24 protein-coding genes are annotated in these 24,759 nt (G+C 32.1%); 16 read left to right on the forward strand and 8 right to left on the reverse strand.

Going from position 1 to position 24,759, the window contains the following annotated elements; genetic code table 11:
• The first annotated feature begins 128 nt into the window (after positions 1–128).
• From sppA to JBKA6_RS05185, 5 genes are all read left to right on the forward strand, one after another.
• Positions 129–1,904 (forward strand): signal peptide peptidase SppA, encoded by a 1,776-nt coding sequence (gene sppA / locus JBKA6_RS05165; RefSeq protein WP_096686522.1) that lies wholly within the window; start codon positions 129–131, stop codon positions 1,902–1,904.
• A 61-nt stretch (positions 1,905–1,965) separates the two neighbouring features.
• Positions 1,966–2,376, forward strand: a complete 411-nt coding sequence (locus JBKA6_RS05170; RefSeq protein ID WP_449404346.1) for an LNS2 domain-containing protein — start codon at positions 1,966–1,968, stop codon at positions 2,374–2,376.
• Positions 2,377–2,418: 42 nt separating this feature from the next.
• Positions 2,419–2,892 (forward strand): hypothetical protein, encoded by a 474-nt coding sequence (locus tag JBKA6_RS05175; RefSeq protein WP_096686526.1) that lies wholly within the window; start codon positions 2,419–2,421, stop codon positions 2,890–2,892.
• 2 nt (positions 2,893–2,894) lie between these two features.
• Entirely contained in the window at positions 2,895–3,275 is a 381-nt protein-coding gene (rnpA, locus tag JBKA6_RS05180; RefSeq protein ID WP_096686528.1) for a ribonuclease P protein component, read from the forward strand.
• A 55-nt stretch (positions 3,276–3,330) separates the two neighbouring features.
• Positions 3,331–4,398 carry a branched-chain amino acid aminotransferase gene (locus JBKA6_RS05185; RefSeq protein ID WP_096686530.1) on the forward strand — a complete coding sequence of 356 codons (1,068 nt, stop codon included), beginning with the start codon at positions 3,331–3,333 and terminating at the stop codon, positions 4,396–4,398.
• 26 nt (positions 4,399–4,424) lie between these two features.
• Here JBKA6_RS05185 and JBKA6_RS05190 read toward each other — a convergent pair whose 3' ends face one another.
• The 3 genes from JBKA6_RS05190 to JBKA6_RS05200 form a co-directional block, all read right to left on the reverse strand.
• Positions 4,425–5,186 carry a CDP-alcohol phosphatidyltransferase family protein gene (locus tag JBKA6_RS05190; protein WP_096686532.1) on the reverse strand — a complete coding sequence of 254 codons (762 nt, stop codon included), beginning with the start codon at positions 5,184–5,186 and terminating at the stop codon, positions 4,425–4,427.
• On the reverse strand, positions 5,176–5,445 hold the full coding sequence (locus JBKA6_RS05195; RefSeq protein ID WP_157776957.1) for a DUF983 domain-containing protein: 270 nt from the start codon (positions 5,443–5,445) through the stop codon (positions 5,176–5,178). The genes JBKA6_RS05190 and JBKA6_RS05195 overlap by 11 nt, the downstream gene beginning before the upstream one ends.
• A 104-nt stretch (positions 5,446–5,549) precedes the next feature.
• Positions 5,550–6,041, reverse strand: coding sequence for a dihydrofolate reductase (locus tag JBKA6_RS05200; RefSeq protein ID WP_096686536.1), 492 nt, complete (start codon positions 6,039–6,041; stop codon positions 5,550–5,552).
• 314 nt (positions 6,042–6,355) lie between these two features.
• On the opposite strand from JBKA6_RS05200, the gene nusA reads away from it, so the two are divergent.
• The 8 genes from nusA to ribD all read left to right on the forward strand — a co-directional run bounded on the left by nusA (position 6,356) and on the right by ribD (position 17,192).
• Positions 6,356–7,600: a transcription termination factor NusA gene (gene nusA, locus JBKA6_RS05205; protein WP_096686538.1), complete on the forward strand. Its 1,245-nt coding sequence runs from the start codon at positions 6,356–6,358 to the stop codon at positions 7,598–7,600.
• Positions 7,601–7,654: 54 nt separating this feature from the next.
• A complete protein-coding gene (gene infB / locus JBKA6_RS05210; protein ID WP_096686540.1) occupies positions 7,655–10,321 on the forward strand; it encodes a translation initiation factor IF-2 in 2,667 nt (888 codons plus the stop codon).
• A gap of 110 nt (positions 10,322–10,431) precedes the next feature.
• Entirely contained in the window at positions 10,432–12,381 is a 1,950-nt protein-coding gene (gene gyrB, locus JBKA6_RS05215) for a DNA topoisomerase (ATP-hydrolyzing) subunit B (protein WP_096686542.1), read from the forward strand.
• Between the two features lie 45 nt (positions 12,382–12,426).
• On the forward strand, positions 12,427–14,565 hold the full coding sequence (locus JBKA6_RS05220; protein ID WP_096686544.1) for a peptidylprolyl isomerase: 2,139 nt from the start codon (positions 12,427–12,429) through the stop codon (positions 14,563–14,565).
• Positions 14,566–14,711: 146 nt separating this feature from the next.
• Complete coding sequence (locus JBKA6_RS05225; RefSeq protein ID WP_096686546.1) at positions 14,712–15,368, forward strand: YceI family protein; 657 nt, start codon at positions 14,712–14,714, stop codon at positions 15,366–15,368.
• A 65-nt stretch (positions 15,369–15,433) separates the two neighbouring features.
• The gene (rplU, locus tag JBKA6_RS05230; RefSeq protein ID WP_096686548.1) at positions 15,434–15,745 is read left to right on the forward strand and encodes a 50S ribosomal protein L21; all 312 of its coding nucleotides are present in this window, start codon (positions 15,434–15,436) and stop codon (positions 15,743–15,745) included.
• 29 nt (positions 15,746–15,774) lie between these two features.
• Complete coding sequence (gene rpmA, locus JBKA6_RS05235; protein ID WP_096686550.1) at positions 15,775–16,032, forward strand: 50S ribosomal protein L27; 258 nt, start codon at positions 15,775–15,777, stop codon at positions 16,030–16,032.
• A gap of 95 nt (positions 16,033–16,127) precedes the next feature.
• Positions 16,128–17,192 carry a bifunctional diaminohydroxyphosphoribosylaminopyrimidine deaminase/5-amino-6-(5-phosphoribosylamino)uracil reductase RibD gene (ribD, locus tag JBKA6_RS05240; protein ID WP_096686552.1) on the forward strand — a complete coding sequence of 355 codons (1,065 nt, stop codon included), beginning with the start codon at positions 16,128–16,130 and terminating at the stop codon, positions 17,190–17,192.
• Between the two features lie 131 nt (positions 17,193–17,323).
• Here ribD and rpsA read toward each other — a convergent pair whose 3' ends face one another.
• Positions 17,324–19,102 (reverse strand): 30S ribosomal protein S1, encoded by a 1,779-nt coding sequence (gene rpsA, locus JBKA6_RS05245; protein WP_096686554.1) that lies wholly within the window; start codon positions 19,100–19,102, stop codon positions 17,324–17,326.
• Positions 19,103–19,297: 195 nt separating this feature from the next.
• Here rpsA and rbfA point away from each other — a divergent pair, with 195 nt between their 5' ends.
• The 3 genes from rbfA to JBKA6_RS05260 are packed head-to-tail and all read left to right on the forward strand — an operon-like array spanning position 19,298 to position 22,107.
• Positions 19,298–19,642 (forward strand): 30S ribosome-binding factor RbfA, encoded by a 345-nt coding sequence (rbfA, locus tag JBKA6_RS05250; protein ID WP_096686556.1) that lies wholly within the window; start codon positions 19,298–19,300, stop codon positions 19,640–19,642.
• Entirely contained in the window at positions 19,643–20,863 is a 1,221-nt protein-coding gene (locus tag JBKA6_RS05255) for an ABC transporter permease (protein WP_096686558.1), read from the forward strand.
• Positions 20,864–20,901: 38 nt separating this feature from the next.
• Positions 20,902–22,107, forward strand: coding sequence for an RsmB/NOP family class I SAM-dependent RNA methyltransferase (locus JBKA6_RS05260; protein ID WP_096686560.1), 1,206 nt, complete (start codon positions 20,902–20,904; stop codon positions 22,105–22,107).
• Between the two features lie 20 nt (positions 22,108–22,127).
• On the opposite strand, the gene JBKA6_RS05265 is transcribed toward JBKA6_RS05260, so the two are convergent.
• The 4 genes from JBKA6_RS05265 to bshB1 form a co-directional block, all read right to left on the reverse strand.
• A complete protein-coding gene (locus JBKA6_RS05265; RefSeq protein ID WP_096686562.1) occupies positions 22,128–22,688 on the reverse strand; it encodes a phosphatase PAP2 family protein in 561 nt (186 codons plus the stop codon).
• 5 nt (positions 22,689–22,693) lie between these two features.
• Positions 22,694–22,957, reverse strand: a complete 264-nt coding sequence (locus JBKA6_RS05270) for a Sec-independent protein translocase subunit TatA/TatB (RefSeq protein WP_096686564.1) — start codon at positions 22,955–22,957, stop codon at positions 22,694–22,696.
• 125 nt (positions 22,958–23,082) lie between these two features.
• Positions 23,083–23,982 (reverse strand): nucleotidyltransferase family protein, encoded by a 900-nt coding sequence (locus tag JBKA6_RS05275; protein ID WP_096686566.1) that lies wholly within the window; start codon positions 23,980–23,982, stop codon positions 23,083–23,085.
• A gap of 55 nt (positions 23,983–24,037) precedes the next feature.
• Positions 24,038–24,754, reverse strand: a complete 717-nt coding sequence (bshB1, locus tag JBKA6_RS05280; RefSeq protein WP_096686568.1) for a bacillithiol biosynthesis deacetylase BshB1 — start codon at positions 24,752–24,754, stop codon at positions 24,038–24,040.
• Between the last annotated feature and the right edge of the window lie 5 nt (positions 24,755–24,759).

The following is a 24,759-nucleotide window of genomic DNA, read 5'->3' on the forward strand; positions in this document are numbered from 1 at the left end:
ATACTCCTGAAAATAATCTAATTCTATTTTTATTTTTATATAAATTCGCGACTGCATCACCCTGTCGCAGGTTATACTTTTAATCCTAAATATAAATATCACCTCAATATAAATATTACCTCATAATTATGAAAAAATTTTTACTTCAAATATTATCTTCTATAATAGGGACTAGTATAGTGTTTTTAATCGCACCTATTATAATTGGTATTATCGTTCTGGCCGTTTATTCTTCTTCTATTACTAGCGATCGTATAACAACTATAAGTGAGAATACTGTTCTGAAAATATCTCTAGATAATAAAGTTGTTGTAGATAATGTACAAAAAAACGCAGTTGATTATCTAATATCAGAGATGATTTCAGATAGTGATAGGAAGGTTATAGGTCTAGATGACATAGTAAGCAGTATAGAAAAAGCTAAAACAGATTCCCATATAGTTGGAATAGAACTCAGATCTGGAAACCCTAAGGCTGGATTTACTCAATTGAAGTCCATAAGGGATAAGCTAAAGGAATTTAAACAAGGCGGTAAGTTTATTTTTTCATATTCAGAACAGTATACAAATAAGGGATATTATTTGTCCTCTGTTTCGGATAAAGTGTTTTTAAATCCACTGGGTATGTTGGATTGGAGAGGATTATACACACATATATTATTTTTTAAGAGGTTACAGAATAACATTGGGATCCATATGAATGTATTCCGTCAAGGGAAATTTAAAGGAGCAGCTGAACCTTTTTTAAATGAAAAACTAAGTGAGGAAAATAAATTACAAATACAGAGGATGTTAGACTTATTATGGAAAGATGTTTTAGTTGAAGTGTCTGAGAGTAGGAATATAAGTGTGGACAAATTAGACGATATTGCAGAAGAGGTAAAAGTTAAATTTCCAAGTGAGGCAGAAGCTGAGATGTTCATAGATCAAATAGCTTATGAAGATGAATTTATCGATAAAATAAAAAATGAGGTAGGAACCTCTGTTGAGGTCAAAAAGGTTTCATTGGAAGATTATGTATACGTCAACAGAGATTATTATTCCGTAAAAAAAGATAAAATAGCTATACTCTATGCACAGGGAAATATACATTTCAAAGAAGGAAGTGAAAAATACGAAATAGGTCATTTATCATTTATAAAAGCTATTAGAGATATTGCTGATGATGACAATATAAAAGCTGTTGTTTTGAGAGTTAATTCTACAGGCGGTAGTCCATTAGCCTCAGAGTTGATATGGAGAGAGTTGATGTTGCTAAAAAGGAAAAAACCTTTATATGTATCTATGGGTGATTTCGCAGCTTCAGGAGGGTATTACATCTCTACAGCTGCGGATAAAATAATAGCTTCATCGTCTACTATAACAGGATCTATAGGCGTTTTTGCTGTCATACCTAATGCAGAGAATTTTTTTGGTTTAGTTGGAATAACGACTGATAGTGTGGTTACAAATAAAAACTCTTTTGTCTTCAATATATCGAGAGGAGCTACAAAAAATCATAAAAAAGAGATAGAACAACAGTTAGACAATATATACGACACCTTTATCGATAGGGTCTCAAAAGGTAGAGGCATAAATAAGAAGGCTGTAGATGAAATAGCTCAAGGCAGAATATGGGTAGGTAAAGATGCTCTGGAAAAAAAATTAGTAGACGCCCTTGGAAATTTAGATGACGCAGTGAAAATGATTGCCACGGCCTCAAACTTAGATAATTACAGTTTGGTTAATTATCCTAAAGTAGATCCAAAAGATTTCTTTTCTAGTTTTTTACATAGCGTAAAAACTATGGCTAAATTCAATGTTTTAAGTCCAGAGTTAAAACAATATTTAGATATTGAAAAAAAAATGAAGGATAATAAAATTGATATAAAGGCCCAACTTCCTTTTGAAATAGAAATAAAATAATTTTTTAAAAATCTATCAAATAGAAATAGTCATGAAAAAAAAAGAAGATCAAATTGATAACATGTTAATGAATGCAAGTTATGATGGTGTGAATATAAGTCCAGTGTTCCCAGAAGATATTAAAAACTATCTGATAGATATAGACGGAACCATATGTGATGATATCCCAAATGAAGAAGAAGAGAGGATGTCTAGTGCTAAAGTATATCCAGATGCTAGAGAAATCTTGAACAAATGGTACGATGCAGGACATATCATAACTTTTTTTACTTCTAGGTTAGAAAGACACAGACAAGTCACGGAGAAGTGGTTAGATGATAATGGATTCAAATATCATGGCCTGCTGATGAACAAGCCTAGAGGCGGTAATTATCATTGGATAGATAATCACTTGGTCAAGGCCACTCGTTATGAGGGAAAATTCACCGAACTAGTAGAGAAAAAAGTAAAAATAAAAGTATTTCAAAGTTAGGTTTTTTTTTAAATGAAAAACGCAACATGAATTTCAATAATTATGTCGGTAGATTTTGATAGTATTTCTCAAGAGTCTAAATTATGGATATTTCAATCTTTAGAAGATATAGATTCAAATAAAGGACCTCTTATTAGACAAGAGATAGATGGGTTTCTACTTTTGTGGAAGGCTCATAACAAAGAGATCTTTTCCAGATACATAATACTAAAAAATAGGTTTATAATAGTAGCTGCAGATGAGAGCAAACAGAGAGTCACTGGCTGTGCTGCAGATGAGTTATTTAGGTTTATAAAAAAACTAGAATTGTCCTTTGGACTGTCTCTCCTAAATAGGGAAAATATAGCATATATAGATAGGAATAACACAATTAAAACATGTAAAATAGAGGATATAAAAGTGAATATAAATCCGCAACAAATTATATTTAATAATTCCATTTCTACAAAAAAAGAACTCTATACAAATTGGCAAATATGTGCAAAAGACAGTTGGGCATCTAATTATTTACCATAGTAATGCGAGGGAAAACATTTGGATTCTCTAAATCAGAAAGACTGAAAAACAAGAATGATATAAAAGAGATATTCATCAACAGAAAAGCTCTATTTACGTATCCCATAAAGATGTTCTATGTCAAGAATGATCGGCTTGATGATAGAGTCAATAAGTTGATGTTTTCTGTTCCCAAGAAAAATATTAGAAAAGCCGTAGATAGAAACCAAATAAAAAGATTATTAAGAGAGTCTTATAGGTTGAATAAGGTGAATATTCAAAATTTAGAATTCAATTATTTCATAATGTTTTTATATCTAAGTGATAAGCCTTCAGATTTTAAAGAAATAAATGAAGTTGTTAAAAAATTATTAGATAATTTTAGCCGCAAATTAAAAGCCTAGTTATTCTAGGTAAGACTGTGTTTGGCATGGTATTTATTTTTTTAAAAAAAAGTTAATGAAAATAGAAAAGTGTTTAAAATCTAGATTATCTCAAACAAATGTTGAAGACAGTTTGTTTGGGAGTGTTTTTACAGATCACATGTACATGTGTGATTTTATAGATGGTAAATGGACACATGGCAAAATAGAACCTTTTAAAAATATAGAGTTATCTCCAGCATCTCATGTGTTTCATTATGCTCAGGCAGTGTTTGAGGGTATGAAAGCTTATAAAAACGATAAGGGCAAAGTATTTCTTTTTAGACCGTATGAAAATTACAATAGAATAAATATCTCTGCAGAGCGTCTAATGATGCCAGCATTTCCAAAAGAGGAGTTTCACCAAGCGCTAGTCAACTTATTGTGGTTAGATAAGGATTGGATTCCCACTAGTTTAGGAGGCTCTTTATACATCAGGCCTTTTATGATTTCTACTGAGAAAATAATAGCTGCTCGTCCGTCTAATTCATATAGGTTTATGATTATATGTTCTCCTGTTAAAAAGTATTATTCCAATCCACTAAAGGTTCAGATAGCTGAGAAATACAGTAGGGCTGCAAATGGAGGTGTGGGATATGCTAAAGCGGCAGGAAATTATGCAGCATCTTTTTATCCTGTAAATCAAGCTGCTAAACAAGGATGTGATCAAATTATTTGGACTGATGATTCTACACATGAGAATATAGAAGAAGCTGGAACTATGAATTTATTTTTTAGAATAAATGATAAGTTGATAACGCCTCCTAGCAGTGATAGAATATTAGATGGAATCACTAGAAAAAGCTTAATAGATTTAGCTAAACATAAAGGTATAGATGTAGAGGTAAGGATATTGACAGTCACAGAGTTGATAAATGCCTTTAAAGAAAATACTCTTATAGAGGCTTTTGGATCTGGAACAGCAGCTACTGTTAGTAGAATATCTGTGATATCTCATAGAGGTGTAGAGTATAAATTGCCTGAGATCAAGGATAGCGATAGCTATGCAGAGATCCTTAAAAAGGAACTTCTAAGTATCCAAAATGGGGAGGGCGAAGACATTTTCAATTGGGTAACCCAAGTAACAGAACCTGAATTATCCTAAGGTATAAAGAGGTAGGTTTAGCCTCTTTATATATCTACGTCTAAAATTTGCAATAGGATGGAAGTTCCTATGTAAAGGGTCATTGTTAAGGGTATAGATACAACATGTACTGCAAGAAATAGAATTATACTAACCAATAAGAATAACAGGCGGATTTTGTTAGCGTTGTTTTTTAAGCCTCTTTTTTCAATTTTTAAGCTGAAAAATCTAATCTCTGATATCATCAGATAAGATATAAATACTATAAGTGTCAACAGAAAATATTGATTCAGAATTATATTGCATAAAACGCTGTCGGGTTCATATATCAGTATGACGGGCATTGAAATGATCAATACGGTGCAGGCAGGAGTTGGTAGACCGATAAAGTTTGTAGTCTGTCTTTCATCTATATTGAACTTCGCTAAGCGAAGGGCTGAGAATAAGGGTATTAATAATCCGCACAGTGGTAAATAGCCTAGTTCAAAATCTGAAGTTATTATTTCGGAAATTGTCTTATCGACATTATTTAGAGTGCTCCATTCTATTAATTTGATCATATGAATTCCAGGGGCTACGCCGAAAGTAACTACATCGGCCAGTGAGTCGAGTTGTTTTCCTAATTCCCCTTGAACTGACAAAATTCTAGCTGCAAATCCATCTAAGAAATCAAATATTAATCCTATACATACAAAAGTTATGGAATGTATAAAATTGCCATTTATCACGTATACAATAGCAATGCAGCCACAAAATAAATTTCCCAGGGAAAGAATATTAGGGATGTTAATTAACTTTTTACTTTTCATTATCACATGGGTTATACTTTACGAAGATAGCTATCCATATAGCTCTGGAGATTCTAAATATAATTGGTGACAGCAATAATAGTGCTGCAAAGTTTAACTTTAGGTAATTAGTGATAGATATGTTTATGAACATAATATTTAGTAAAAATAAAAATATGCTTATAGCTACAGAGATGGCGTAGCTCACATACATGGCTCCCCAATAAAAACCCACCTCTATTAGGTATTTTAAATTACAAGAAGGACAATTATCGTACATCTTAAAAAGATCACTGAGCCTTCGAGAGGGGAACAAGTTTCCTCTATGACATCTAGGGCACTTGCACAAAAGTATGGCATATAGTACGTTTCCTTTTTTTAATTTCATTTTCTAATGAGAGTTATAAAACTATATGGGTATTTATTTTCTTTATCTGCCCTGTGGTCTTCTCTTTTTATTTCCTTCCATTCTTCTGGAGATAATTCTGGAAAGAACACATCGCCTTGAAAATTTTCATCAACTCTGGTCAATTCTATCTTTTTACACATTGGTAATGCTTGTCTGTATATTTCTCCTCCTCCTAAAATGAAAGTAGTCTCTTCATCTTTAACTAATTCTATAGCCTCTTGTAGAGAATGTACTATATCACAATCAGAATGTTTTTCTAATGAGACGTTTCTAGTTACGACTATATTTCTTCTTCCTTTCAAGGGGGTGTTATTTAGAGAATCAAATGTCTTTCTGCCCATTATAACCGAATTGCCCATGGTTAGTTTTTTAAAGCGTTTTAAATCTTCAGGCAGATGCCATATTAAGTGATTGTCGTTGCCTATGACGTTATTTTTTGAGACAGCCGCTATTATCGTAAGTGCCATTATTTTTTTTGCAGGATCTTTTGGGCAAAAGTACCTAAAAATCTAAAATTATAATCTAGCCTTTGTGTAGTACAAAAATGAATAAGTCTTGTCGATTAGGCACATCTGCACGAATGGCTTATCAATTAGTTTTTTTGAAAAAAAAACGTAATTTTGCCGCAGGTTTTTGGTTTTGTAAAAATGGGGACTTTTATTGTCCCTATTTTTTTTATCTCTTAGTTTGGGATATGAGATAAAAAAGAGTTATATTTTCACAGTGTACTTAGGTGGTGGTTTTGTGCAGAATAAAATAATTCATAAAAAAATAATAGAAGATGAATAGTATTGCATTGATAGAATCATTTGCAGAATTTAAGGATATTAAGAGTATAAATAGGGAGAGTCTAATGTCCATATTGGAGGAAGTATTCAGAGGGGTGTTGAGTAAAAAATACGGATCGGATGAAAATTTTGATATCATAGTAAATCCCGATAAGGGTGATTTGGAGATATGGAGAAATAGGGTCGTAGTGGCAGATGAAGACTTAGAGTGTTCTAATAAGGAGATTTCTCTATCTGACGCTAAGGAGATAGAATCTGATTTTGAGATAGGAGAGAGTGTAGTCGAACCAGTTTATTTGAAAGACTTAGGTAGGAGGGGTATATTGTATTTACGTCAAGGTTTGTCAAATAAGATACAGGAGTATGACAGTGTTATAGCTTACAATAAGTTTATAGAGTTAAAAGGAGAGATAATTACAGGTGAGGTTCATTTTGTCAATAGAAGGAACAGGACTGTGATAGTCATAGACGATGCCCAAAACGAAATGATACTGGGTTATAACGATCAAATTCCTTCGGATTCATTTAGAAAAGGAGATACTGTAAGGGCTATAATCAAAGATGTTGTCCTAAAAAATGGAAAACCTTTTATTTTTATTTCTAGATCTAGTGAAGGGTTTTTAAGTAAGTTATTCGAATTAGAAATTCCTGAAATTTTAGATGGTTTGATCGTTGTAAAAGGAGTGGCTCGTATCCCTGGGGAAAGAGCTAAGATAGCTGTAGAGTCTTACGATGATAGAATAGATCCTGTAGGTGCTTGTGTAGGTATAAGAGGCAATAGGATTCACGGCATAGTGAGGGAATTAAACAATGAAAATATAGATGTGGTAAATTATACCACAAATACTCAGTTGTATATATCTAGGGCTTTGAGTACAGCAAAGCCTACTTCCATAATTATAGATGAAGAGAAAAAACAAGCAGTTGTGAATTTAAAACCAGAGGATATTTCAAAAGCTATAGGAAAAAAAGGTTTTAATATTAGGTTGGCGAGTAAACTGACTGGTTATGAAGTAGAGATATATAGAGAGGCTTTAGAAGGTGAAGAGGAAGATGTAGAGTTGACAGAGTTTTGTGATGAGATAGACGAATGGGTTATTAATACTTTCAAAGGTATAGGTTGTGATACAGCCAAAAGTGTTTTGGATTTAAGTATTCCAGAGTTAATAAAAAGGACAGACTTAGAGGAAGATACAGTAGCCGAGGTATATAAAATACTTCAGAAAGAGTTCGAATAAACTTTTCTGGTTATATAAAAATCGGAGCACAGTGTTTACTTAAATATTTAATAAATGAGTAAAAATAAGATTAGAGTAAGTAAAATAACTAAGGAGTTAAATATATCCTTACACAGGCTTGTAGAATTCTTAAGGTCTAAAGGTATTGAAGTTGAGAAGTCGCCTAATACTAGGATAGATGAATCCGCGTATGGTATTTTGCTAAAAGAATTTCGGGAAGATAGGGATAAAAAGATTATTTCTGAGGAGATAGGAGAGGAAAGCAGAAGGGAAAAACAAGCTCTAAAAGAGGAGGAGATAGCTATTATAGAGGCTAAAAAAGAGGAGAGGGAGTCAAAAGTTATTACAACACAGAGACATATTTTAAAAGCTCCCAAGGTATTAAAAACTCTATCTGAAGACAAACTATACAATAAGAAGCCTATTTCTACTAAGATTTCTGAAGATACGCCTCTAAAGCAAGAGCAAGAGGTAGAAGGAGTTATTGATACAATTGAAAACGACAAAGAGACTAATGTCATTCAAATAGAACAAGCTGATAAGAAAGAAGAGTTAAAAAATAATGGAGGTGTAGAAAAACTAGGTACAAAGTATCAAAAACTTACAGGTCCTGTTATAACAGGACAGAAGATAGATTTAACTAGTATAGAGGAGGGAGAAAACAGAAAAAAGAAAGAAAAAGAAAAAAGGGCTGAGGATAATAAAAAACGAAAGAGAATTGTAAAGAAACCTTCTTTAGATAGTTATAAGAAAGATTTTTCTAAGGAAAAGAAAAGTAAGGTTGATAAAGGTGTATCTGCTAAAAATTTAAAGTTAGAAGAAGAGAATACAAAGAAAAAGATAAGGGAAACTCTAGATAAATTGACTTCCAAGCGAACTTCTAAGTTTAAAGGTGTTAAGTATAGGAAGGAGAAGAGGGAGCTAAGAAAAGAGATAGAGATTGCTAATTTAGAAAAAGAGGAAAGGGATAAAACTATTTTAAAGTTAACTGAGTACGTTACAGTAAGTGAGTTAGCGGGCATGATGAATATACCTGTTAATAATGTTATATCTACTTGTATGATGTTAGGTATAATGGTTACTGTGAATCAAAGATTAGATGAAGAGACTCTAACTATAGTTGCAGAAGAATTCAATTATACAGTAGAATTCATCACGGGCGATATACAAGAAGTAGTAGAACAGCAAGAAGATGATGAAAAAGATTTAATACCTAGATCTCCTATAGTCACAGTTATGGGACATGTAGATCACGGAAAGACATCACTATTAGATTATATAAGAAAAGATAATGTCACCTCTGGAGAAGCTGGTGGAATAACACAGCACATAGGTGCTTATAGTGTGAAGTTAAGGGATGAAAAGAGCATTACTTTTTTAGATACTCCCGGTCATGAGGCTTTTACTGCTATGCGTGCTCATGGTACTCAGTTGACCGATATTGTCATTATAGTTATAGCTGCAGATGATAGTATCATGCCTCAGACAAAGGAATCTATAAGCCATGCTAAAGTGGCTGGAGTTCCTATTATTTTTGCTATAAATAAAGTAGATAAAGAGAATTCTAACCCAGATAAGATAAAAGAGCAGTTAGCTTCTATGGATTTGTTAGTAGAAGATTGGGGTGGAAAAATACAATCTCAAAATATATCTGCAAAGGTAGGTACAGGGGTAAAAGACCTTTTGGAGAAGGTGCTTTTAGAGGCAGAAATGCTAGAGCTTAGGGCTAACCCTAATAGAGATGCTTATGGAACTGTTATAGAATCTAGTTTAGATAAGGGCAAGGGTTATGTCACTAATGTTTTAGTTCAAAATGGAACTCTTAAAGTGGGTGATTATATATTAGCTGGAAAGTACAGTGGTAAGGTAAAGTCACTTCAAAATGAGAGAGGAAGTATGTTAAAACAAGCGGTTCCGTCTACTCCTGTCAGTATATTAGGTTTAGATGGTGCTCCTCAATCTGGAGATAAGTTCAGCGTATTTAAAGATGAAAGGGAGGCTAAGCAAATAGCTATGAAGAGAATGCAGTTACAGAGAGAACAATTAGTCAGAACAAACAAACGTATTACTCTAGATGAGATAGGTAGGAGAATAGCTGTAGGAGATTTTAAGGAATTAAATGTCATATTAAAAAGTGATGTAGTAGGTTCTGCAGAGGCTCTTTCAGATTCTATTCAAAAGTTATCTACAACCGAAATACATGTTAATATAATACACAAAGGAGTGGGTCATATAACCGAATCTGATGTATTGTTGGCCTCTGCTTCTGATGCGGTTATTATAGGTTTTCAAGTTAGGCCTTCTGCTAAATCTCGTCAGTTGGCAGATAGAGAAAAAATAGAGATTAGAACTTATTCTATAATATACGATGCCATAGATGATATAAGGTCTGCTATGGAAGGTATGTTGTCTCCTGTCACTGAGGAGGAGATCGTATGTAATGTGGAGATAAGAGAGTTGTTTAAAGTTTCTAAAATAGGAACTGTTGCTGGCTGTATGGTATTAGATGGGAAGATATCTATCGATGCCAATGTTAGAATTATTAGGGATAATGTTGTGGTTCACACTGGGAAATTAGGAGCTCTAAAGAGGTTTAAAGATGATGTTAAAGAAGTAGCAAAGGGATACGAGTGTGGTCTGAACATACTGAATTACAACGATATACGCGTTGGAGATATCATAGAGGGATATAAAGAGGTAGAAGTTCAAAAAAAATTATAGACATATATTTTTAGTATTAACTTTATGGAACTTTTTGTTTGCTCAATACGATTAGTAGTTTGTTTAATTTGCTGAATGTGTAGCAGTTAAAATTTAATTAAAATTTGAAAATGGACGAAAATAATAATGTAGAAGAGTACTCTGCTGGCAGTATACAGGTATTAGAAGGATTAGAAGCGGTTAGGAAGCGTCCTGCTATGTATATAGGCGATATAGGTATTAGGGGATTACATCATTTGGTATACGAAGTTGTAGATAATTCTATAGATGAGGCTTTAGCTGGATATTGTAATGATATTCACGTAACCATAAATGAGGATAATTCTATTACTGTTTCAGATAATGGTAGGGGTATTCCTACGGCTATTCATCCAAAGGAGGGCAGGTCCGCTCTAGAGGTCGTAATGACAGTATTGCATGCTGGAGGAAAATTCAATAAAGACTCTTATAAAGTATCAGGAGGATTACACGGTGTAGGTGTGTCTTGTGTTAATGCTCTATCTACACATTTGGAAGTATTAGTTCACAGGGATGGCAAAATCTATCAGCAAGAATACAGCAAAGGTGATCCTAAGTATTCTGTTAGAGAAATTGGTGAGTCCAATATCACAGGTACCACGATTACTTTTAAACCTGATATGAGTATATTTACTGAAGAGGTTTATAATTACGATGTTTTAGCCAATAGGATGAGAGAATTATCTTTTCTCAACAAGAAAATAAAACTCACCTTGTATGATAAGAGAAATAAAGACTCTGAAGGTAATGATGTATCGAATGTTTTTTACTCTGAAAAGGGCTTAGAAGAATTTCTGAATTATATAGATTCGAGTAGGGAGAAGTTAATGCAGTCTACCATATGTATTGAAGGTGAAGCAGAGGATATTCCAGTAGAAGTTGCTATGCATTACAACACTGGATATACTGAGAACATTCATTCATATGTGAACAATATCAATACTCATGAGGGTGGAACTCATCTAACTGGTTTTAGGAGAGCTCTGACTCGTTGTTTAAAGAAGTATTCTGAAGATTCTGGAATGCTTTCAAGGGAAAAAATAGAGATAGCAGGTGATGATTTCAGAGAGGGATTGACGGCTATTATTTCTGTAAAGGTAATGGAACCTCAATTTGAGGGTCAGACCAAAACTAAGTTGGGTAATAAAGAGGTCAGTAGAGCTGTAGAGAAAATAGTATCTGATATACTTACTAGTTATTTAGAAGAAAATCCTCATGAAGCTAAGCTAATTGTAGGTAAGGTGATATTAGCAGCTAGAGCCAGACAGGCGGCTAAGAAGGCTCGTGAGATGGTTCAGCGAAAGACAGTTATGGTCGGAGGGGGTCTTCCTGGTAAATTGTCGGATTGTTCAGAAAAAGATCCAGCTCTATGTGAGATATTTCTAGTCGAGGGAGATTCAGCTGGTGGAACGGCCAAGCAAGGTAGAGATAGAAAATTTCAAGCTATTTTACCTTTGAAGGGAAAGATTCTAAATGTTGAGAAATCCATGCAGCACAAGGTGTTCGACAATGAAGAGATAAGAAATATATTTACTGCTTTAGGGGTTTCCATAGGCACAGAACATGATTCTAAAGCTTTGAATTTAGATAAATTGAGATATCACAAAGTAGTTATTATGACAGATGCAGATGTGGATGGAAGTCATATATCTACCCTTATACTCACGTTTTTATTTCGTTATATGAAAGATTTAATTCTTAGTGGATACGTCTACATAGCATCACCGCCTCTATATCTAATAAAAAAAGGAAGTAAAAAAGAATACGCTTGGACTGATAGTCAAAGAGATAAAATAGTATTTGATTTTACAGATGGAACAGGTAGAGGTGTTAATATACAGAGATATAAAGGTCTAGGTGAGATGAATGCAGAACAACTTTGGGATACTACTATGAATAGAGAAAATAGACAGATGAGACGAGTTAGTATAGAAAATGATACTGAGACAGATATGGTTTTTTCTATGCTTATGGGTGATGATGTTTTACCTAGGAGGGAGTTTATAGAAAAAAATGCTCAATATGCCAATATTGATGCTTAAAGTGAATTAATTAAATATAATTTTGTAAAAGAAAAAGGTACTTATATGGCTGCGTTAGAAAAAATAAGAAAAAAGTCAGGGTTACTGCTAGTAGTGATAGGAGGGGCGATGTTGTGTTTCATTTTATCGGATGTAATTAATTCTAGTAGTTCTATTTTTAATTCTGGAAAGAATGTAATTGGTAAAATAGATGGCAATCAGATAACTTATTCAGAGTTTGACTCTAAGGTTAAGAAATTACATCAAAACTATAGTTCATCAAGGAGCATTTCGAATTCAGAATTGGTGAATATGGTTTGGGAAAATGAGTTAAAGAATTCTCTATTCGGTTCACAGTACGAAAAATTAGGTCTTATAGTTGGTCATTCTGAGATATGGAAATCCATAATAAAAAATCCACAATTGATAAGTAATCCTTCTTTCAAAGGGGAGGGAGGCGATTTTGATGAAAATAAATTAAAAGAATATTTATCTAAAATAAAAAGTGACAATTCTAGTAATGGCAAATATCTATGGAATAATTGGTTAGCCTTCGAAAAGGAGATAAAGGAAAGTGTATATCTAAAAACTTATACGGATATGTTGTCATTCGGTTTGTATAAGACAGCATTAGATCAGGATTACACTAAATTTAGTAGATTGAAGGATGTAAATGCTTCGATTTTATATCTGCCTTATTCTTCCATACCGAATAAAGATGTAGAAATTTCCGATGATGAAATAAAAAAGTACATATCAGAAAATTCTGATATGTACAAAAGAGATATTTCAAGAGATATACAATATGTTAAGTTTGATGTGGTTCCATCTCCAGAGGATGAAAAAAAGATATTAGATAGTATAACTGATGTTTTAGAGGGAAGAGCAAGAGTTGATATTAGCTTTAAGGATGTCAAAGATGTGAAGTCTTTTGTAAATACTTATTCTGCTGTTCCTTATAGCGATAAGTATATTTTTAATGATGAAATAGATTCTGAGCTAAAGGATTTCGTATCTACTTCTGGGGTAGGGGCTGTTTCTCAGATCTACAAAAAGGGTGATTCGTACAATATAAGCAGGATTATGGACATTAGAGATCTTCCAGATTCTGTTCAAGCTAGTCATATTGTACTTTCTCATAAAGAATTGAGAAACTCAGTTAATGTTAGAACTAAGTCTGAAGCTAAGTCTTTGGCAGATAGTTTGTTAAAGGTATTAGAAAGGGATTCTAGTAAGTTTAATAGCTTTGTAAAGGGGTTTTCTGATGATCCTAATAAAGAATCTAACAATGGAGATATAGGATGGTTTAGGTATGGTATGACTAATTTAGAATTCAACGATTTTTGTTTTCTGAATAAGAAGAATGAAATAGGGGTAGTAAAAACTCCTATGGGCTTTCACATAATTAGAATAGATCAACAGAAAGATTTTAAAAAAGCTTTTAAGATAGCTAATGTGTCAATGGATATATTCCCTTCTGAAATCACTGAAAATGATATATATTCCAAGGCTATGGACTTTAAAAATAAATCTAATAATATAGATGAATTCTTATCTACTTCAGAGTCTCAAAAGTTGAAGGTTGAAGTTGTGGAGGGTTTGTCTAAGATGGAATATAATTTACCTGGTATAGGTAAGCAGAGAGAAGTTATAAGATGGGCCTTTAACGGTGATACTAAGTTTGAACAGGTCAAACTATTTAATTCTGAAAACAGTTACATAATTGCTGTTATTTCGGGCATTAATGACAAAGAGGTTGCTAGGGTAGAGGATGTTAGGTCAGAGGTTAGCAGTATTTTGAGAAAGAATAAAAAGTCTAAGATACTTGAAGATAAGCTTATAGATCAAATCAAAAAAGGTTCTAATGATTTAAAGGGTATATCTAGTTCTTTGGGAGAGTCAGAGATTGATGTAAATATCAACTTATTCGACAGCAATATTGTAACTGACATAGGAAATGAGCCTAAGGTAGTAGGTGCTGTAATAGGTATGGAACAAGGTCAATTATCTAATCCTGTAATAGGGTATAGTGGGGTATTCTTAGTTCGAGTGAATAATAAAAATTTCTTAGATAAAGAAAAATTAGATGATGCAAAACAGGTGCCTCTAGTGAGTAATGGATTCAAATTTATGAATTTTTACAAGTTGCTAGAGACCTTAAAGGATCAGGTTGTAGTAGAGGATAACAGACATAGTTTTTATTAAAGAGTTCTAATCTTTTTTATAAAAGATAAAGGGCATTTTTTTAAAGGAGTAGATTATAAATAATCTCTACTAAATTGCTCTAATTTCTTTGGTTATGTTGTCTTTTTTTTACTAAATTTGGCTCTCTTAATAAAAAGTTTCTCAATATGAAGAAGATATTATTATTTTTAGTTATAGTCTTAGGTGCCCTTGCTGGTTATATGTATTTCTTTAAGGGGTCTTGCCATGTGAAAGACAGCAAGACTGTCGCAGAATCTTCTGCGGCGGAAGATGTGATTCTTATATCTGACGGCATAAAAAATGTGAATATAGATGATACTGAGTTAGAGTGGCAGGGTAAAAAAGTCTTGATAGATAGTTATCACCAAGGAAGTATTAAGTTGAAATCTGGCACTTTAAATTTCTCAGGCGGTGAGCTGAAAATGGGGGAATTTGCAGTGGATATGTCTACTATAGAAGTTACTGATATAGAAGATGAGGAGAGCAGATCTAAGTTAAAAGGACATTTAGAATCAGAAGATTTTTTCGCAGTAGGTCAGTTCCCTTTATCTAATTTTAGGAGTAAAGAGGTAGTGTTGAAGTCTAAAAATTTATATTTAGTATCAGGAGATATGACTATAAGGGGTATTACTAAGCCTTATGATTTTGAGCTCAGCATATCTGATAGTAATACAGCTATAGCTGAGTTGGCTATAGATAGGACAGAGTTTTCTGTTAATTATAATTCTGAGAGTCTTTTAGGGCAAATAGGTGATAAGGTTATTTCAAATACAATCACTTTAAATATAAAGCTCAAGTTTTAATTTTCGTCTTTTTATATTTTATTATTATTATTTTATTTGGAACATTTTAAGTTTGTTGTTGTGTTATGTATGTAATTGTGGATATATTGGGATATCAGTATAAGGTGAAGAAAGGCGATAAGGTTTTTGTTGGACGTATAAACCAGCAAGAGAATACTGATATTTCTTTTGATAAAGTTATGCTATCAGATAATGGTGGTAAGGTTCTAGTGGGAGCTCCTTTTGTAGATGGAGTGAAAGTTGAGGCTAAGATTTTGTCTCATGTAAAAGGTGATAAAGTTATTGTCTTTAAGAAAAAGAGACGTAAAGGTTATCAAAAGAGTAATGGTCATAGACAGTTGTTTACTCAGATTGAAGTAAAAGATATTTTAGTATAGGTAATTTTTGTATTTATTGATATAATATTATGGCGCATAAAAAGGGAGCTGGAAGCTCCAAGAATGGTAGAGATTCACATAGTAAGAGGCTTGGGGTTAAAATATTTGGAGGACAGGCTGTTATTCCAGGAAATATAATTGTCAGACAACGTGGTACTAGACATAATCCAGGCGAAAATGTGGGTATAGGTAAAGATCATACTCTTTTTGCTTTAAAGGAGGGGGTAGTATCTTTCGATAAGAAGAAAGGAGGTAAGTCTTATGTTTCTGTGGTGCTCAATACTTAGTTTCATTTCAGATAGTTACATTTTACTAATTAATTCTTAATACTAAAGGGACATAATATTTTATGTCCCTTTTTTTATTTATATGTTTTTGCAATATGTCTACAGATGAGAAATATATGCGTCGTTGCATAGAATTAGCTTATAATGGTGTAGGTTTAGTAGCACCTAATCCTATGGTGGGTGCGGTTTTAGTTTTAAATGATAGAATTATAGGTGAGGGCTGGCATAGAGAATACGGAGCCCAACACGCTGAAGTAGTAGCTATAAACCATGCTATAAAAAATCTAGATAACCAAGATCTTCTGAGCGATTGTACTCTTTATGTGAACTTAGAGCCTTGTATACATTTTGGCAAAACACCTCCTTGTTGTGATTTGATATTAAAGAAGAAAATTTCTAGGATAGTAATAGGTTCTAGAGATACTAATAAACATATAGAGGGGAGTAGTATAGAGAGATTTAAAGAAAATGGTCAAGAGGTTAGGATGGGGGTATTAGAAGAGGAATGTAGATATTTAAACAGGCGTTTTTTTATTTTTTATGAAAAAAAAAGACCTTATATAATTTTAAAATGGGCACAGTCTAAAGATGGGTTTATAGATATAAATAGAGATGAGAGGATTAACAAAAGTCCTGTGTCTATAAGTAATGACCTATCTAGACAATTGGTTCATAAATGGAGAACGGAAGAATATGGCATTACAGTTGGAAAAACTACTGTAGAAAAAGACAATCCAAAATTGAATTCTAGATATTGGAGTGGAAAAAATCCAGTTAGAATCTCATTAGATAGAGAGTTATCTATTCCATCGCATTATAATATATACGATAATTCACAGTCTACAATAATATTTACCAATAGAGATATATCTAGTACTCATAATACAGATTTCAAAAAGATAGATTTCTCCAAAGAGATATTACCTCAAATATTAGAATATTTGTTTTTAAAGAATGTACAGTCTATCATAGTTGAGGGAGGAAGTGTTTTAATTAATTCTTTTATTGAATCTAAACTATGGGATGAAATTAAGTGTTTTATAGGTTTATCAACTCTCAAAGAAGGAGTGAGAGCTCCATATATAAAAAATGCAACATTAGAAAGTACACATAAAGTAGATGATGATATATTGAATATTTACTCTAATTCTATTAATTAATCTTCAGTTATGTCGATCAATTTTATGCTAATAGTTTGATGAAATTATTGAAAAAAAGCTTCTGTTTATATAAAAAATGGCAAACCATATTTTAATAGTTTGCCATTTTTCAGTTTAGTTTTTAGAAAATATTACTTTTCAGCATTTTCTTCTAATTCAGTTGTTTTTTTCTTCAATTCAGAAAGGATTTTTAAATCTCCCAACGTAGACCTCTCTACTTGTTTATTTTTGGCATTATAATCCTTAGAAGATCTCTCTTCTTTTATTTTAAACGTATCAGTATGAGATAAGACTACTTTGTGAAAATCTTTACTAAATTCTATTACTAGAAATTCAGAAGAATCCCCTTTCTCTAATTTAGAACCATCTTCTTTAACTAAGAGCCTACTAGGTACAAATCCCTTTAATCCTTCATCTGTTAAATTAATGGTTGCCCCTTTGTCAATTAGATTATCTATTGTGAGAGTATGGATTGTCCCTACAGAATAAGTATCTTCATACTTATCCCATGGATTATCTTTCGTCTGCTTGTGCCCTAGACGTAATTTTCTATTTTCAACATCTAGTTCTAGGATCTTAACTTCTAATTCGTCTCCTATTTTTATAAAATCCGATGGGTGTTTTATTTTACTCATCCAAGACAAATCAGAAATATGTACTAATCCATCAACTCCCGACTCTAATTCTACAAAGACTCCAAAATTTGTAAAGTTTATAGCTTTTCCAAAATGAGTAGAATCCAAAGGGTATTTAGATGTTATATCTGTCCAAGGGTCTGGAGATAGTTGTTTCATTCCAAGGGAAATCTTCCTGTCTTCTCTATTTATGGATAAGATAACTGCTTCTACCTTGTCTCCAACTTTTAAAAAGTCTTGAGCTGAACGCAAGTGTGTTGCCCACGACATCTCAGATACATGCATAAGCCCTTCTACTCCTTTAGCTATTTGTATAAATGCTCCGTAATCTAGTAATACAGTAACTTCTCCTGTTATCTTATCTCCCTCTTTTATATTTTCATCTAGGGTATCCCATGGGTGAGGTTGTAATTGTTTCATACCCAACTGAATACGGTTTTTTTCTTTATCAAAATCTAAGATAACTACATTTAATGTTTCTCCTAATTCTACAGCTTCACTAGGATGTGATACCCTATTCCAAGAGATATCAGTAATATGAACTAATCCATCTATACCACCTAGATCTACAAACAATCCATATGATGTTATATTCTTTACTACTCCTTCTAAAACCTGACCTTTTTCTAAGTTAGATATTATCTCTTTCTTTTGATCTTCAATATCAGCTTCTATAAGAGCTTTATGTGATATTATGATATTCTTAAACTCTTTATTTATCTTTATTATTTTGAATTCCATAGTTTTATCTACGTATTCATCATAATCGTGAATAGCTTTCACATCTATCTGTGAACCAGGTAAGAAAGCTTCTATCCCCATAATATCGACGATCATACCTCCTTTTGTTCTGCACTTTATATGCCCGTTTACTATTTCTTCATTTTCAAATGCAGAGTTTACTCTGTTCCAAGAATTTATGGTCCTAGCTTTTCTGTGTGAAAGAATAAGACGACCGCTCTTATCTTCTTTTTTTTCTACTAATACGTCTACGATATCTCCCACTGCCAATTTAGGATTGTAACGAAATTCATTCAGGGATATCACCCCTTCAGACTTGAAGTTTATACCTATGATGGCTTCTCTATCAGTTAGAAAATTTACAGTTCCACTAACGACTTCTGATTCATTTACATTTTTAAAGTTGTCTGTGTATAACTCTTGTTCCTTTGTAACATTTGATTCGCTTCCCGCTTCATAAGCGTCCCAATCAAATTCTTCTATTTGTTGTAGGTTTTGTTGATCAATTTGTGATTTAATATCATCTTCTGACATTTCATTTTAGTTTTTGTATCTCTGCATCATGCTCAAGTAGGACTTTTTTTTTGAGAAAAATACTCAGAGAGGTTATTAAAAATATTTTGTGTAACACTGGCCTGTAATTTAAAATTACAAAACATAGTAGTCCATACACAGGGACAAATTTAATATTTTTTACATTATAAATACTAAAAAATTACCTTTGCAACCATGGAAACCATAAGACAAAAAAAGATAGGGACTTTACTCTTAAGAGATCTTTCTGAAATTATTAGAACTGTGTTGAAAGATAATTTTTCTAATATCATGATTACTGTGACTAATGTTTATGTCACTAAAGATCTATCTTTAGCTAAAGTTTATATAAGTATATTTCCATCTAATCTCACATCCGAGATAAAAGAAATGGTGGATTCTAATAAAAATTATTTTAAACATTTATTATCAATGCGTACCAAAAAACAATTGCGCAAAACTCCCGATTTAAAATTTTATGTAGATGACTCTTTGGATTACATAGAGAATATTGATAACATTCTTAAGAAGCATACTTAGATGTTCAATAAAATAAATGTACCTGTATATATAGCAAAGAGATATTTTATATCTAAAAATAATAATAATTCTGTTAATATTATTACCTCTATCTCTATTTTGGGAATAGTCATAGGTACTTTTTCCATGTTATTGATATTATCTGTGTATTCAGGTTTGGAGAAGTACAGTATAGACATTCAAAATAATATAACTCCCGATATAATAATAACATCCAATACAGATAAATTTTTCACATTAGATTCTATTCAGGAGCAAGAGATAAAAGGGATAAAAGAAATTTTATATCATTCTAAAACCTTGGTTGAAAAGGCTTTTTTTACTTATAGAGAAAAAAAATCCATAGCTTATTTAAAGGGAGTAGATAATAATTATACAAACATAAATAGGTTAGATACTTTACTTTATAAAGGTAGATATTTCAAATACGATAGAAAGGAAGCCATAGTAGGTTCTGTACTATCCAGAAAAATGGATATGTCAATAGACGGAAACAATTATTTAAATGTTTATGTTCCTAAAAAGGGTAAGAGTGTAAATGTGTTAGAAAATTATTTCTCATCTAATATCGTAAATGTTAGTGGTGTTTTTCTTGCCGAAAGAGATTTTGATTCTAAATATGTGATTTTACCCATAGATATAGTTAGACAGATACTTCAGTTAGATGAAGAATATTACAGTGGTGTAGAATTTAAATTAAGAGATGATCAAGAGATTGATATTCCCTCGTTAAAATCCAGAATACACCATATAGTAGGAGAGAATTTCGATATAAAGACCAAAAGAGAACAAAATGAGTTTATATATAAGATTATAAATATGGAGTCTTTTGTGTCTTATTTTATGCTTACTCTAATACTTATAATATCAATGTTTGGTGTTATTGGCTCTCTATCAATTTTAATAGTTGAAAAAAAAGAACATATGAGAGTACTCTTCAATCTAGGATTAGAGCTAAGAGATATAAAAAAGATATTTATTTACGAAGGGTTAATAATACTTAGCGTAGGTTTTGTATTTGGAACGATCATTTGTTTTATAATGTGTTTTTTACAGGATTATTACGGTCTTATTACATTGGGTAAAATGTCTTCGGTAGCTTATCCTGTAAATTGGAAATGGAATAATTTTATCATTGTATTATTTACAGTTTACATTATTGGGTATATAACTTCTTATCTAACTGTGAATAGAATGAAGATGATGTCCAATACTATTTGATGATATTTTAAATCACATTCTTCGTAGATATTTTTTTAATGAGATTACACAGAAATTTAGTTTTAGCAGTTATAGATGCCCTTTATGTTATATTCAATGAAGGGGTGTTTGCGAATAAGGCTATAGAGAAAACCCTAAAAAAAGATGTTAAGTGGGGGAGTAGAGATAGGGGATTTATAGCTGAGAGCATATATGATATCGTTAGAAATAGAAGATTATTGACTTATGTTTCAAATATAAAGCCTCATTACGATAAGAAGAATATTTGGAAGTTATTCGCTTCGTGGAGAGTTATAAATGATTATAGATTATCAGAGTGGCCAGAATTTGAAACTACTCCTGTCAGAAAAATAAAGTCACGTCATGCAGATGCAAGTAAAGATAGAAGATTAAGAGAGAGTATTCCCGATTGGTTAGATGATTTATGTTTTTCAGAGTTGGGAAATAGTTGGGATAGAGAAGTATCATCTCTAAATGAGATGGCAAAAGTTGTGCTACGTGTTAATACTACTAAGACATCTATTTCATCACTTAGGAGCGATTTGTTTAAAGAGGGGATAGAGTCTTATGAGATAGAAGCATATAAAAGTGCTTTGGTATTAAAAGAGCGAAAAAATGTTTTTAGCACCGAATGTTTCAAAAAGGGATATTTCGAAGTTCAGGATGCTTCTTCTCAGTTAGTATCGGAGTTTTTAGACATAAAGCCCAAAATGAATGTAGTAGATGCTTGTGCTGGGGCTGGAGGTAAGACTTTACATATTTCCAATATAATGGATAATAAAGGAAATATTATAGCCATGGATATTGACAAGTATAAACTTTTTGAGTTGAAAAGGAGGGCTAAGAGAAATGGTGCTTTCAATATTAATATCAGATGTATTACTTCTTCCAAAGTTGTAAAGAGAATGGATGGTTGCGCAGATAGGTTGTTATTAGATGTTCCGTGTTCTGGATTGGGGGTTTTAAAAAGGAATCCAGATATTAAATGGAAATTAACTCGAGAATCACTAGATGAGCTCAAGGGCAAGCAGGAATATATTTTATCTAAATACAGCAAAATGTTGAAAATAGAAGGCAAAATGGTATATGCTACTTGTTCTATTCTCCCTTCGGAAAATGAATTACAAATACAGAAATTCATAAGCCAACACGATAATTTCGAGTTGATAAAAGAAAGGAAAATATCTCCTTATAAAACTGGTTTTGATGGATTTTATATAGCTGTTTTAAAGAGAATAGGGTAATGGGACAAGTTGGTTTTATTCTATTTATGTAGAAAACGCCTTATAAGTTTTAAAAATCCACCTCCACATATAATTCCGTAAATAGCACCGAATATTATATCTGCGGGGTAATGTACTCCTATGTATATTCTGCTATATGAAACTATACAAGCCCACATAATTAGAAGTGGTAAGATGTATTTAAAATATTTTTTTAATATCAATCCCGAAAAAACTGCAAATCCAAATGAGTTGGATGCATGACCTGATATAAACCCAAATTTTCCTCCGCAGTTGTCTTTCACCAAACGCATAAATTCTTGTATTTCCATATCGTGACAAGGTCTTAGTCTCTGTATTCCATTTTTGAAAAAGTGATAGGATGTCTGATCTACAAACGTTATGAGAAGTATTATTGAAAGTAGAGTTATAGCACCTTTTTTTTTACCCTTTTTAAAAAAGATTAGAAACAAAATAAGTAAGTATAGAGGTGTCGAGGAAAATTTATTTGTAACGAAAAGCCAAAAGCCATCCCAAGTGGGATTACCTAGATTATTTAGGAATAAAAATATTTCTTTATCTAAGGAAATTATTTCTTCCATTTTAACTATTTCATTCTTTTGATAGAATTTGTTACCTCACTGATATCTTCTTTTATTTCATCGATACTCTTTTTGGTATCGTCTATTAGTTCTGAGGCGTCTGAGCTGTCTAATATTTCTTGTTTTATAGTATTGGTAGCATCTTTTAATTCTCTAATCCCTTTTCCAAGTCCTCTAGCTATTTCAGGAATTTTTTCAGCTCCAAAAAATACTATTATTATCAACATTATTACGGCACACTCGGGTACACTTATGAATAACAAAGGCATCCTAACTATAATTATTTCTTTAATTTAAAAAAAAACATCCAAATTTTTAATTTTAAAAGTGATGATTTTGGATATAAAAATACTATTAATATTTACATGCTCTGTGAGATTTCTAAAATATAGAATCACCATAGAGAATTTGGATATTCTCCTTTTTTTATGAAATTTTGTACGGTTTTTTTTGCAATTTCCTTATCATCTTTATAGGTTACTCCAAACCAATTTGACTCACCCTTTAAGACAGATACTTTTATCTGATTAGACTTTATGAGATTTTCTATTTCTACAGGTATTAAATATTCAGATTTTATGCTCTTGTGATTTTCTTTTATAAATTTCTTAAAGCCAATTTCTAGATATTTAAAAATATGAGGATGTAATCCCCAAAAGTTCATAGAGACGTATTCTTTAGGATTTAAGAGTTCTATTTTATCATCTTTTGAGTGTTTTATTAAATCCTCTTGTTTATATATTTTTTGGATTTCTTCAATACTTACTAATTGATCATTTTGTATTTCACAAACTCCTCTAGAGACTTGTCCATTTTCAGACAGTGTTTTTTCTAGGAGGAAACCCAACATAGCATAATTATTTTCCGAGCATTTAGTAGATAAAAAATTCTTCATTATTTCAAAAGACTTTTTTCCATAAAAATCATCGGCATTTATTACTAGAAAAGGAGTGTCTATTGTGTCTTTAGCAGATAATATTGCGTGAGCTGTACCCCATGGTTTTTCTCTATCTGAGATTTTTATTCCTTCTATTTCTATATTTGTTTCCTGATAGGCGTATGCAACTTCTATCTTGTCTTGAAGCTTTTTGGCAAATAATTCTTTAAAGCTGTGTTCTAATTCTTTTCTAATTAGAAATACTACTTTTTCAAATCCGACGTTTATGGCGTCGTATATGGAATATTCCATAATTGTTTCATTATTAGGCCCTATTCCATCTATTTGTTTTAATCCTCCATAGCGACTGCCCATTCCTGCCGCTAAGACTAATAATGTAGGTTTTTTATTATGCATCAAATATGTCTTATATAAAAAATTTTAATTTTATTGTTTTTCTAGATTTAGAATATTATATCAGATCAAAGATGGATTTAACTCCTATATATCTCTCTACATTAAAAGCCTCAGCGTACTCAGTGCCTATTATTCTTCCTAGGTCTCTAGCTCTGTATTCTATGCTGTCTAAAAATCCTTCTTTAGATATAGGTGTCTCTGGTTCTGTAGATTTTGGGTCGTAAAACTGAGAAGTATAGGCTTTAATAGCCTTCATCTTGATATCCATAAAGCCTGTAATATCGACGACAAAATCTGGTTTTATAGGCATCCACTGCACGTAGCTGTAAACTGCTTTTGGCCTGAAAGACTTTTGTAATTCACCTTCAAACACAGTTTTTATCTTATCTAGTCCAGATAAAAAACAAGCAGTTGATATTAATTTATTAGCTCTGCCGTGATCTGGATGCCTGTCTGTTATAGAATTGCCAAGAACTATATTTGGTTTATATTTTCTTATAATCTCTATTATTTTCAATTGATGCTCTCTATCATTTGAAAAAAAACCGTCGTCTAAATTTATATTTTCTCTAATGGTCACTCCCAAGATATCTGCAGCTTTATTAGCTTCTGCGTTTCGGATTTCAGATGAACCACGTGTTCCTAGTTCTCCACGAGTAAGATCTAAGATTCCTATTTTTTTTCCTTTGTTAATTTCTTTAGCTAGCGTTGCTCCCACACTTATTTCTACATCATCTGGATGAGCACCTATGGCTAGAATATCTAGATTCATTTTAC

Source organism: Ichthyobacterium seriolicida, from assembly GCF_002369955.1.
GTDB lineage: Bacteria > Bacteroidota > Bacteroidia > Flavobacteriales > Ichthyobacteriaceae > Ichthyobacterium > Ichthyobacterium seriolicida.

Bases quoted from the DNA above. Each gene is read 5' to 3' on its own strand.
- JBKA6_RS05195 (WP_157776957.1), bottom strand. From the start codon at position 5,445: ATGTACGATAATTGTCCTTCTTGTAATTTAAAATACCTAATAGAGGTG.
- JBKA6_RS05170 (WP_449404346.1), top strand. From the start codon at position 1,966: ATGTTAATGAATGCAAGTTATGATGGTGTGAATATAAGTCCAGTGTTC.
- gyrB (WP_096686542.1), top strand. From the start codon at position 10,432: ATGGACGAAAATAATAATGTAGAAGAGTACTCTGCTGGCAGTATACAG.
- JBKA6_RS05175 (WP_096686526.1), top strand. From the start codon at position 2,419: ATGTCGGTAGATTTTGATAGTATTTCTCAAGAGTCTAAATTATGGATA.
- JBKA6_RS05260 (WP_096686560.1), top strand. From the start codon at position 20,902: ATGAGATTACACAGAAATTTAGTTTTAGCAGTTATAGATGCCCTTTAT.
- sppA (WP_096686522.1), top strand. From the start codon at position 129: ATGAAAAAATTTTTACTTCAAATATTATCTTCTATAATAGGGACTAGT.
- JBKA6_RS05265 (WP_096686562.1), bottom strand. From the start codon at position 22,688: ATGGAAGAAATAATTTCCTTAGATAAAGAAATATTTTTATTCCTAAAT.
- JBKA6_RS05255 (WP_096686558.1), top strand. From the start codon at position 19,643: ATGTTCAATAAAATAAATGTACCTGTATATATAGCAAAGAGATATTTT.
- bshB1 (WP_096686568.1), bottom strand. From the start codon at position 24,754: ATGAATCTAGATATTCTAGCCATAGGTGCTCATCCAGATGATGTAGAA.
- JBKA6_RS05225 (WP_096686546.1), top strand. From the start codon at position 14,712: ATGAAGAAGATATTATTATTTTTAGTTATAGTCTTAGGTGCCCTTGCT.
- JBKA6_RS05185 (WP_096686530.1), top strand. From the start codon at position 3,331: ATGAAAATAGAAAAGTGTTTAAAATCTAGATTATCTCAAACAAATGTT.
- ribD (WP_096686552.1), top strand. From the start codon at position 16,128: ATGTCTACAGATGAGAAATATATGCGTCGTTGCATAGAATTAGCTTAT.
- JBKA6_RS05190 (WP_096686532.1), bottom strand. From the start codon at position 5,186: ATGAAAAGTAAAAAGTTAATTAACATCCCTAATATTCTTTCCCTGGGA.
- infB (WP_096686540.1), top strand. From the start codon at position 7,655: ATGAGTAAAAATAAGATTAGAGTAAGTAAAATAACTAAGGAGTTAAAT.
- rbfA (WP_096686556.1), top strand. From the start codon at position 19,298: ATGGAAACCATAAGACAAAAAAAGATAGGGACTTTACTCTTAAGAGAT.
- JBKA6_RS05270 (WP_096686564.1), bottom strand. From the start codon at position 22,957: ATGCCTTTGTTATTCATAAGTGTACCCGAGTGTGCCGTAATAATGTTG.
- nusA (WP_096686538.1), top strand. From the start codon at position 6,356: ATGAATAGTATTGCATTGATAGAATCATTTGCAGAATTTAAGGATATT.
- rnpA (WP_096686528.1), top strand. From the start codon at position 2,895: ATGCGAGGGAAAACATTTGGATTCTCTAAATCAGAAAGACTGAAAAAC.
- JBKA6_RS05275 (WP_096686566.1), bottom strand. From the start codon at position 23,982: ATGCATAATAAAAAACCTACATTATTAGTCTTAGCGGCAGGAATGGGC.
- rpsA (WP_096686554.1), bottom strand. From the start codon at position 19,102: ATGTCAGAAGATGATATTAAATCACAAATTGATCAACAAAACCTACAA.
- JBKA6_RS05200 (WP_096686536.1), bottom strand. From the start codon at position 6,041: ATGGCACTTACGATAATAGCGGCTGTCTCAAAAAATAACGTCATAGGC.
- rpmA (WP_096686550.1), top strand. From the start codon at position 15,775: ATGGCGCATAAAAAGGGAGCTGGAAGCTCCAAGAATGGTAGAGATTCA.
- JBKA6_RS05220 (WP_096686544.1), top strand. From the start codon at position 12,427: ATGGCTGCGTTAGAAAAAATAAGAAAAAAGTCAGGGTTACTGCTAGTA.
- rplU (WP_096686548.1), top strand. From the start codon at position 15,434: ATGTATGTAATTGTGGATATATTGGGATATCAGTATAAGGTGAAGAAA.